At 37.4% G+C, this 8,469-nt stretch carries 9 protein-coding genes; 4 read left to right on the forward strand and 5 right to left on the reverse strand.

All coding sequences use genetic code 11. The annotated features are described in order from the left end of the window. Window positions 1-12: 12 nt before the first annotated feature. From ACNI3T_RS08025 to ACNI3T_RS08045, 5 genes are all read right to left on the reverse strand, one after another. Window positions 13-1,788 (reverse strand): M61 family metallopeptidase, encoded by a 1,776-nt coding sequence (locus ACNI3T_RS08025; RefSeq protein WP_418227368.1) that lies wholly within the window; start codon window positions 1,786-1,788, stop codon window positions 13-15. A gap of 49 nt (window positions 1,789-1,837) precedes the next feature. Continuing rightward, on the reverse strand, window positions 1,838-2,044 hold the full coding sequence (locus ACNI3T_RS08030) for a helix-turn-helix domain-containing protein (RefSeq protein WP_322301361.1): 207 nt from the start codon (window positions 2,042-2,044) through the stop codon (window positions 1,838-1,840). 2 nt (window positions 2,045-2,046) lie between these two features. Beyond that, a complete protein-coding gene (locus tag ACNI3T_RS08035) occupies window positions 2,047-2,562 on the reverse strand; it encodes a DUF2975 domain-containing protein (protein ID WP_418227369.1) in 516 nt (171 codons plus the stop codon). Window positions 2,563-2,573: 11 nt separating this feature from the next. Beyond that, entirely contained in the window at window positions 2,574-3,110 is a 537-nt protein-coding gene (locus ACNI3T_RS08040; RefSeq protein WP_418227370.1) for a DUF2975 domain-containing protein, read from the reverse strand. Between the two features lie 197 nt (window positions 3,111-3,307). Continuing rightward, window positions 3,308-3,625, reverse strand: a complete 318-nt coding sequence (locus ACNI3T_RS08045) for a hypothetical protein (RefSeq protein WP_418227371.1) — start codon at window positions 3,623-3,625, stop codon at window positions 3,308-3,310. Window positions 3,626-3,851: 226 nt separating this feature from the next. Between ACNI3T_RS08045 and ACNI3T_RS08050 the strand changes: the two genes are divergently transcribed. The 4 genes from ACNI3T_RS08050 to ACNI3T_RS08065 all read left to right on the forward strand — a co-directional run. Further along, complete coding sequence (locus ACNI3T_RS08050) at window positions 3,852-6,200, forward strand: putative monovalent cation/H+ antiporter subunit A (protein ID WP_418227372.1); 2,349 nt, start codon at window positions 3,852-3,854, stop codon at window positions 6,198-6,200. A gap of 1 nt (window position 6,201) precedes the next feature. After that, window positions 6,202-6,618 (forward strand): Na+/H+ antiporter subunit B, encoded by a 417-nt coding sequence (locus tag ACNI3T_RS08055; RefSeq protein ID WP_322301356.1) that lies wholly within the window; start codon window positions 6,202-6,204, stop codon window positions 6,616-6,618. A 1-nt stretch (window position 6,619) separates the two neighbouring features. Next, the gene (locus ACNI3T_RS08060) at window positions 6,620-6,973 is read left to right on the forward strand and encodes a Na+/H+ antiporter subunit C (RefSeq protein ID WP_141879020.1); all 354 of its coding nucleotides are present in this window, start codon (window positions 6,620-6,622) and stop codon (window positions 6,971-6,973) included. Continuing rightward, on the forward strand, window positions 6,970-8,469 hold a 1,500-nt coding region (locus tag ACNI3T_RS08065; RefSeq protein ID WP_418227373.1), incomplete at its 3' end, for a proton-conducting transporter transmembrane domain-containing protein. The genes ACNI3T_RS08060 and ACNI3T_RS08065, both read left to right, overlap by 4 nt.

The raw sequence follows: 8,469 nt of genomic DNA on the forward strand, positions 1-8,469 counted from the left end.
TTGAACTAATAATTATTTAGATTCCAGCCATTGCTTTCGGTTTTCTAATTGTTCTTTCGAAGCACTCTCAGATAGCATAATTTTGTATTCAGGATTTGCTGAAAGTTCTACGGAAGTAGTTTCAGTTTCTCCAAATCTCTGAAATTCAAGGTTTATCTTACTATCTTCAGAAGTACTAGCAATCACTTCTTCCATTGCTTCCGAAGTATTTACTGGAGTTCCATTTACTGACGTGATCAAATCTCCTTCGTCCAGGCCAGCTTCGTAGGCAGGACTTCCTATTACAGTATTCCGACTAATTTCCAGCCCATTTTCCGTTTCCCGGAAACTAGCTCCAAAATGATTCTTTTTGTTGTCCTGAGTGATGTTCACACCTACATGATCGAACAATTTTTTGTAATCTGGTTTTTCAGCAGATCGTATATGTTTTGCGAAGAAATTATCTGAGAATTCTTTGCCCGCATATGCTGTAAGTGTATTTTCAATATCCTCCGTATCGTAAGCAACTTCATTCTTGCCATACTTCTGCCACATCATTTTCATAAAATCATCGAGATTCAGACCTTTTTCTCTTAAAGAAAGATCCAGTGCAAGACCAAGGATACTTCCGTAGGAATAATAAGAGATAAAAGTGTTTTCGCGATTTACAGGATCTACAGACTTGGCTGCATCTACAAATGGTGCCTGCATGCTCATTTCCATAGGATTAAAATACTGAGTAGCTGGTGAATTCCAGACATAATTGAAAGTTCCGGAAAGCCCTTCTATATATTCTTTTTCTGAAGTGATGCCTGCACGATGCAGGATTAATCCGGTATAATAACTGGTGAAACCTTCAGCAAACCATAAGTTTCGGCTCATATTTACTTCAGAAAAACTGAAGGGTTCCAGATCCGCAGGCCGTAAGCGTTCCACATTCCATCCATGGAAAAATTCATGAGCAACAGTGCCAGTATTACCTTTCATTCCGCCATCTGCCAGGGCATCTGTCTTTGTAAGAATCGTACTGTTACGATGTTCCATTCCGTCGCCGCTGGCATTTGGCATATAGCAGGCCAGGAAAGTATATCTTCCATAATCATAATCTGGTAATTCGCCGAAAACGGCTGCTTCCTGTTCTACGATCGCTTTAACCTGCTCAAAATATTGCTCAAGTTCAGCTTCAGTTCCCTGATGATGCAGCACAAATTCAATTTTCTGACCATCATGCTCGAAACTTTTGACTTGATGATCGCTGATCTCTATCGGGCTATCCATAAAATAATACAGATTTGGCGCTTTAAATGTATTCTCATTGATCTTCTCAAGCTGCGTAGCGATCTTCCAGTCTGGTTGATCCTGAAGATCGATCTGTAACTCAATATCACGATCTTTCAATTCTTCGGAATACATGAAGGTGGCTGGAATATTTAAATGAGCATGGCTGGCATCAACCTGAGAATAGGTGCCATCTCCGCGATTTGCGTAGAGTATATACTCTATGTTAACGGTGCCATCTGTATTCTTTACCGTCCAGGAATAAGGATTCTCTCTAGTAATTTCTAATTCTTTTCCCTCGCTATTGAAAGCTTTGAAGCCGTACACGTTTTTAGCAAATTCATGCAGGGCGTATCTACCAGGAGAAGTACGGCTCATTCGTACAGTTAGTTCTTGTGATTTTATCTTCGGAAATGTTACTTCGATTTTCGCTTCATGATGAACAGCATTGCTGAAGGAAATTTTATAAGTGTTTACCTGTGAAGTTGCAGCCATGGAAGTTAATAGCAGTAACAATAATAATGATCGCATAAATTGAAATTTTAGGTAGCTAAATTTAAGAGAATAAGTTAGAATTTTTCTAATCTGGCAAATATTCCAGAATATCCCCGGGTTGGCAATCCAGAGCCTGGCAAATAGCTTCAAGTGTGGAAAACCGAACAGCTTTGGCTTTCCCGGTTTTAAGGATAGACAGGTTTGCGGTGGTAATCCCAACCATTTCAGCCAGTTCATTGCTTTTCATGCCTCTTTCTTCCAGAATCTGATCGAGATTTATGATAATGGCCATTCTTAAACGGTTAACTCGTTTTCTTCCTTAAAGCTCTTGGCTTTTTCAAAAGATTTGGATAACAGAATTAGAAAAAGTCCCATAGCTAATTGTAGCCAAAATGAACCAAAAGTAGATTCGATTCCAAAACGAAGTTTCAGATTTGATTCCAGAATAAGATTCGATGAAAAACTCACAATAGCATCTAAAATACTAGCCAAAACAATTAATCTTCCAGCTAAATTTAATCCCGTTATTTGTATAGAGGTAAATAATCTTTTTTTAAAAAAGTTATGTACTACTTTTCTTAAAGTATATACAGAAAATAAAAAAATACCAGCTTGGAAAATTGCTAGTATTAGTAAAATTATTTTCGGCATTGTTATATCGCCAATAATATGGTCATTTAAATATATGGGCATACCCTCTGATGTTAAAAATAGATGAGATAGTATAATACCCATCGAAGCAATTAAACTAATCAATAGGATGAAGAAGCATATATCTAAAATAGTTTTAAGTAAAATTGGTGGCTTCATATAGTTTTATGTTAAACGGTTAATTCATTTTCTTCCCTGTGAAATCGTGCTTCCTTGAAAGCGTAGGAGATGTAAGTAAATAATAGTCCAAGAATCAAAACAAACCAGAAAGAACCGGTGCCATCAAAATCGTAAGTCACAGTTCTTGGAGAGGGTTCAAGAAAATTTTTATAGATAAAAAGAGGTATCCATTTTATTCCAGCATAAATTATTAACAAAATACCTATGTTTTTAAAAAGCTTTTGTTGCTGAAAATTAAAGAGATCGGTAGTATTCAAAAGAGAAACGAGATTTTTGAATTTTAAAATCAAATAAATAAATAAGATAGAACCGATAATGTTAATACCAAAAAGTGTAGTTGTCCAGTTATTATTTTTGGTAATTGGCTGATTGTTTATCTCATCTGGAAGAATTGAAAAGCCTCCAAAAAAATCATGGTCTGGATTGAAAAAATAAAATAATACAATTAATAGCTTTAATAAGTTTATTGCCAGGAGTAATATTAGGAAAACATTTAAAGAGTATTTTAGGAGGGATAGTGGCTTCATTAAATAATTTATAAACGGTTAATTCATTTTCATCTTTCAGCTTCTTAGCTTTTGAAAAACTTGCGATAATAGAATTAGGAATAATCCAATTCCAATGGCAAGGATAAAATCGAAGAGATCAAAACTTTTTAATTTTTCATTGAATAATGCTTCAAAAATAAATTTCGTAATGTAATCTAGAACAGTCACAATAATTATTAACTGTCCTGATAGCTTGAAAGTGGATATTTGATATCTGAAAATAAATCCCTGATAGAAAGATTCCAGGTTAGATTTCTAAGTAGTCTAAGTATATAAATCCAGAATGCTCCAGAAATGAAAGTAAAAGATAATGCAGCAAATAAGGCTGATTTTGATTTAACAATAAGATTTGGTGATCTGTCTACAAATTCCCTTGCCATTTCAGAGTCGGCAACTATAGCAAAAATCATTAATCCTAAGACTACCATTAATATAATGATGGTCAAATAATACGCTGTACTGAAAATATTCCGTAACCAAATTACAAGTTTCATTGATATAATTATCGTTTTACGATAACAAACATAAAATAAATTATCGATTATCAATAATTTTATTTATAAATCTCTCAAAGTATCAGGTAAAATCGATAGGAATTGAATGTGAATTAAATAGAGAGTATTTAATGTAGAAATCACGTTTATCTCCAGGATTATTGATTGCGCTAAAACTATTCTTCAATAATAACTATTATATTTGCGACAAACAGATTTACTAAGTATGCTTACCGCAATTCTTACAGGATTTATATTTTCTATTCTCTTGGTTTTTGTAGGGAAGTTTTTTAAAGGTAAGCTCTCGATACTGGCTTCCGTAGTACCACTTGGGCTCTTTTTATATTTTTTCCAGTTTATAGCTCCAATTGCAGATGGTGAAGTAATTACCAGATCTTTTCAATGGATTCCATCCTTTGGTGTAGATCTTGGTTTTAAGCTGGATGGTCTGTCATTGCTATTTTCTTTAATGATCACGGGGATAGGATTCCTTGTCTTTGCATATACCTCTTCTTACTTAAAAGGACACGAGTACCTGGATAGATTCTATGGATATCTCGCAGCGTTCATGGGTGCGATGCTTGGACTGGTACTTTCTGATAACATGATCACTTTGTTTGTGTTCTGGGAACTTACAAGTATTAGTTCTTTCTTTCTAATCGGCTTCAATAATACTAATCCGGCTTCTCGAAAATCGGCAATGACCGCTTTGGGTATTACCGGAATAGGAGGATTGTTGCTTCTGGCTTCAGCTTTACTACTAAATAATATTACGGGCACCTACAGCATTACAGAAATGCTGAGTATGAGTGAAGCTATTCGTGGTAACGAATTCTATGCCGTTGCTGTCATATTGTTGTTTGGTGCGGCTTTCACAAAATCGGCTCAATTCCCATTTCATTTCTGGTTACCAGGAGCAATGAAGGCTCCAACACCTGTGTCTACCTACCTGCATTCTGCCACAATGGTAAAAGCAGGAATCTATTTATTAATGCGTTTTACTCCTATTCTTGGAGGTGAAAATATCTGGAATTATACGCTGATCGTCGTTGGGGGAATTACCATGCTATATTCTGCAATTCATACCTTGTTCAGAACAGATCTTAAAGGCATTCTGGCCTATTCAACAATATCGGCCTTAGGTATTCTGGTGTTTCTAATTGGTCTGGGAACCGAAGAAGCATTCCTTGCTGCAGCAGTATTTATCATAGTTCATGCGTTATATAAAGCAACTTTGTTCCTGGTAACGGGAATCATAGATCATCAAACACATACCCGTGATGTCACCAGACTTGCGGGACTTAATAAAATTATGCTTCCAGTTGGGATCGCCGGGATTCTGGCGGCAATTTCCAGTGCCGGGATTCCTCCAACCATAGGTTTTCTTGGGAAGGAACTTACCTACGAAGCTACATATCATTCAGATACGATTATCATCATTTCGATGATCGCGATAGTTCTTACTAAGATTCTCTTGCTATATGCAGGTTTTGTAGCGGGAATCAAGCCATTCACCGGGAAACTGCCTGAAGAACACAAAAACGTGAAAGCTCCTGGTCCAATCATGTGGATTCCGCCGGTGTTACTGGCAACATTAGGTATTGTTTTTGGAATTGCTCCATTTTTAATTGAGGGTGCCTTGATTAAACCTGTAGTGACGGCTCTTGGTGGTGATGCTTCTGAAATTCATCTGGCGTTATGGCACGGATTTAATCTTATTTTTATTCTTAGTTTGATCACAATTGGTGTTGGAACTACTTTATATTTTATTATCAAACCTTCTGAAAAACTGGTGGCATCTGCAGCAAAATTTAATGCGATATCTCCGGAAAATATTCTGAATCTTCTAAATAAAGGTTTTGTGCAATTCTCTAACTTCTGGACGAATTTCTTTCAGAATGGATACTTAAGAAACTATATTTCTATCATTATTCTCTTTCTGGTGGTATTAGTTGGGTACATCATGATTGGGAATACTCGTTTTGTGATCGATTATAATTCGTTATCTAAAATCACAGTCTATGAGATCACCACTACTTTGATCCTGATTGCGGGAATTTTCTATACTGTTTTTACTGATAGTCGTCTGGCAGCAGTTGCAGCAATGGGTGTTGTTGGTCTTTCAATTTGTCTGATCTTCGTATTCTACTCGGCACCAGATTTGGCTATGACCCAGTTCTCAATTGATACACTAACGGTGATCCTGTTCGTTCTTGTATTATATAAATTACCGAAGTATCTGAAGCTTTCAGATTATAAAACACGAATGAGAGATGGTATTTTATCCAGTGTATTCGGACTTATAATTACCATTTTAGCACTTGAAGTACTTTCTGAACCTGTAAGTAAGCAGGTTGGGGAGTTCTATGCTGCAAACTCATATGTAGAAGCTCATGGTAAAAATGTGGTGAACGTGATTCTGGTGGACTTCCGTGGTGCAGATACACTAATAGAAGTTTCAGTATTATCCATAGCAGCAGTAGGAGTATTCGGCTTGATGAAATTAAGACTTAAGATGAAGGATAGAAAACGATACGCAGATACAAGTCTAAAACAGGAAAATAAGGAACAATAATATGCGGACAACCATTATATTAAAAACAGCTTCTAATTACCTTTTACCGGTATTGTTGGTGTTTTCGGTCTTTATCCTTCTCCGTGGGCACTACCTGCCTGGTGGTGGGTTTGTTGGCGGTCTTATTGCATCTATTGCATTTATTTTGCATTCATTCGCCAACGGACTCGAAAAGACGAAAGAGCTTTTAATCGTGCATCCGGGATTTTTATTACCCGTAGGACTCGCTATTTCGTTTATGGCTGGTCTGGCTCCGGTAATATTTTTTGATCTGCCATTTATGACCGGGCTTTGGTCGCACGATACAGTTGCTATACTTGGCAGCGTAGGTTCTGCCCTGTTTTTCGATATTGGTGTTTACCTTGTGGTAAATGGAGTAACTCTTACAATAATCTTTACAATTTCTGAATCGGCCTGATATGGAGATACTTTTAGCATTAATGGTAGGTATTCTATACGGAACTGGTATTTATATGATGCTTCGCCGAAGTATGGTGAAACTTATTATAGGGATCATATTACTCGGTAACGGCGCAAACCTGCTTATTTTTCTCCTCGGAAGAATAACCAAAGGCGCCCCGCCAATTATACCTGGTGATTCCAAGGTTTTCGTAGAAGCCTTTGCCGATCCTGTACCGCAGGCATTGATCCTTACTGCCATTGTAATTAGTTTTGGTTTGCAGTCTTTTGCCATCGTTCTGGTAAAAAGGGCGCATACCGTAGTTAGAACTGATGATTTGGATGAAATGAACGCAACCGACGAAGATTCATGACACAGCAATTAATATTATATCCGCTTTTCTTACAGATGGCCATCAGTATTATCCTGATGTTTGGCTGGTCCAGGATTCGTTTTCAGAAGATCTTCAGCATCTTTGGGAGTACGCTGAGCGTAATTCTGGCGATCGTCCTTTTCAGCTATATCTGGCAAAATGGAACTCAAACTATCCAGGCCGGAAACTGGGAAGCTCCCTTCGGAATCACCTTTGTTGCAGATTCGCTGGCGGCTACGCTTGTACTATTAACGGCGATTTCAGGACTTGCAGTCTCCATATTTTCCGCAGGTTCAGTATTAAGGGACCGGCTAAGGTTTGGCTACTTTCCCATATTTCATTTCCTGCTACTAGGTTTGAATGGAGCTTTTTTAACCGGGGACATCTTCAACCTCTATGTATGGTTTGAGATCATTATTATTAGTTCGTTCGTATTAATAACCATTGGTGGTGAAAAGGCTCAGCTAGAAGGTGCTGTAAAATATTTCACACTAAACATCTTGGCTTCTATGATCTTCCTTACGGCGATCGCCGTACTTTACGGAATTACCGGAAGCTTAAATATGGCAGATCTTGCAGGTCAGGTTGCTGCTGTGGAAAATCGCGGACTCGTTCAAATCACCGCAATATTATTCTTAATAGGTTTCGGGATCAAAGCGGGAGTGTTTCCACTGTATTTCTGGTTACCGGCTTCTTATCATACGCCTCCGTTCGCCGTGTCGGCGATTTTTGGAGGATTACTGACCAAAGTAGGTGTTTATGCCCTGATTAGAGTTTTCACTCTAATATTTGTCAACGAACCCTTCCTGAATAATATCATTATGGTCATTGCTATACTTACTTTAGTGAGTGGTGGAATTGGCGCATTGGTACAGAATAATATGAGAAAGGTATTTTCATATCTTATTATCTGTCATATTGGTTATATGATTGCAGGAATTGGGATGTTTACAGAAATTGCTATTGCAGGTGCGATCTTCTATCTTATTCATGATATTATCGTTAAAACCAATCTTTTCATGCTAAGCGGGGTGGTCTATAGAATCACAGGAACTAACAGCATGCGTGATCTTGGAGGTATTTATGCCAAATACCCGAAAATAAGTTTATTGCTCTTTATTCCGTTATTTTCCCTGGTTGGGATTCCGCCATTATCTGGTTTCTGGCCAAAGATCAATCTAATTAAAGCAGGATTTACGGGAGGTAATTATATTACCGTAGCTGCGATCATTTTTGCCAGCTTTATAACATTAGTAATCATCGCGAAAATGTGGGCTGAAGTTTTCTGGAAAGATGCTAAGGAAATGCCAGAAAGAAAATATTTTGGTTATTATCATAAGATGACCAATCTAAAACGCTCGCAATTTATCGTGCCAGTAGCTATGCTTAGTATTGTATCTTTGTATATTGGTTTTGGAGCAGAACATATTCAGGAGCTATCTGCAAGAATTGCTGATGAACTGGTGAATAGTGAAGGGTACATTGAGGCAGTTTTA

Source organism: Christiangramia qingdaonensis (genome assembly GCF_048381525.1).
Taxonomy (GTDB): Bacteria; Bacteroidota; Bacteroidia; order Flavobacteriales; family Flavobacteriaceae; genus Christiangramia.

Bases quoted from the DNA above. Each gene is read 5' to 3' on its own strand.
- ACNI3T_RS08025 (WP_418227368.1), bottom strand. From the start codon at position 1,788: ATGCGATCATTATTATTGTTACTGCTATTAACTTCCATGGCTGCAACT.
- ACNI3T_RS08030 (WP_322301361.1), bottom strand. From the start codon at position 2,044: ATGGCCATTATCATAAATCTCGATCAGATTCTGGAAGAAAGAGGCATG.
- ACNI3T_RS08035 (WP_418227369.1), bottom strand. From the start codon at position 2,562: ATGAAGCCACCAATTTTACTTAAAACTATTTTAGATATATGCTTCTTC.
- ACNI3T_RS08040 (WP_418227370.1), bottom strand. From the start codon at position 3,110: ATGAAGCCACTATCCCTCCTAAAATACTCTTTAAATGTTTTCCTAATA.
- ACNI3T_RS08045 (WP_418227371.1), bottom strand. From the start codon at position 3,625: ATGAAACTTGTAATTTGGTTACGGAATATTTTCAGTACAGCGTATTAT.
- ACNI3T_RS08050 (WP_418227372.1), top strand. From the start codon at position 3,852: ATGCTTACCGCAATTCTTACAGGATTTATATTTTCTATTCTCTTGGTT.
- ACNI3T_RS08055 (WP_322301356.1), top strand. From the start codon at position 6,202: ATGCGGACAACCATTATATTAAAAACAGCTTCTAATTACCTTTTACCG.
- ACNI3T_RS08060 (WP_141879020.1), top strand. From the start codon at position 6,620: ATGGAGATACTTTTAGCATTAATGGTAGGTATTCTATACGGAACTGGT.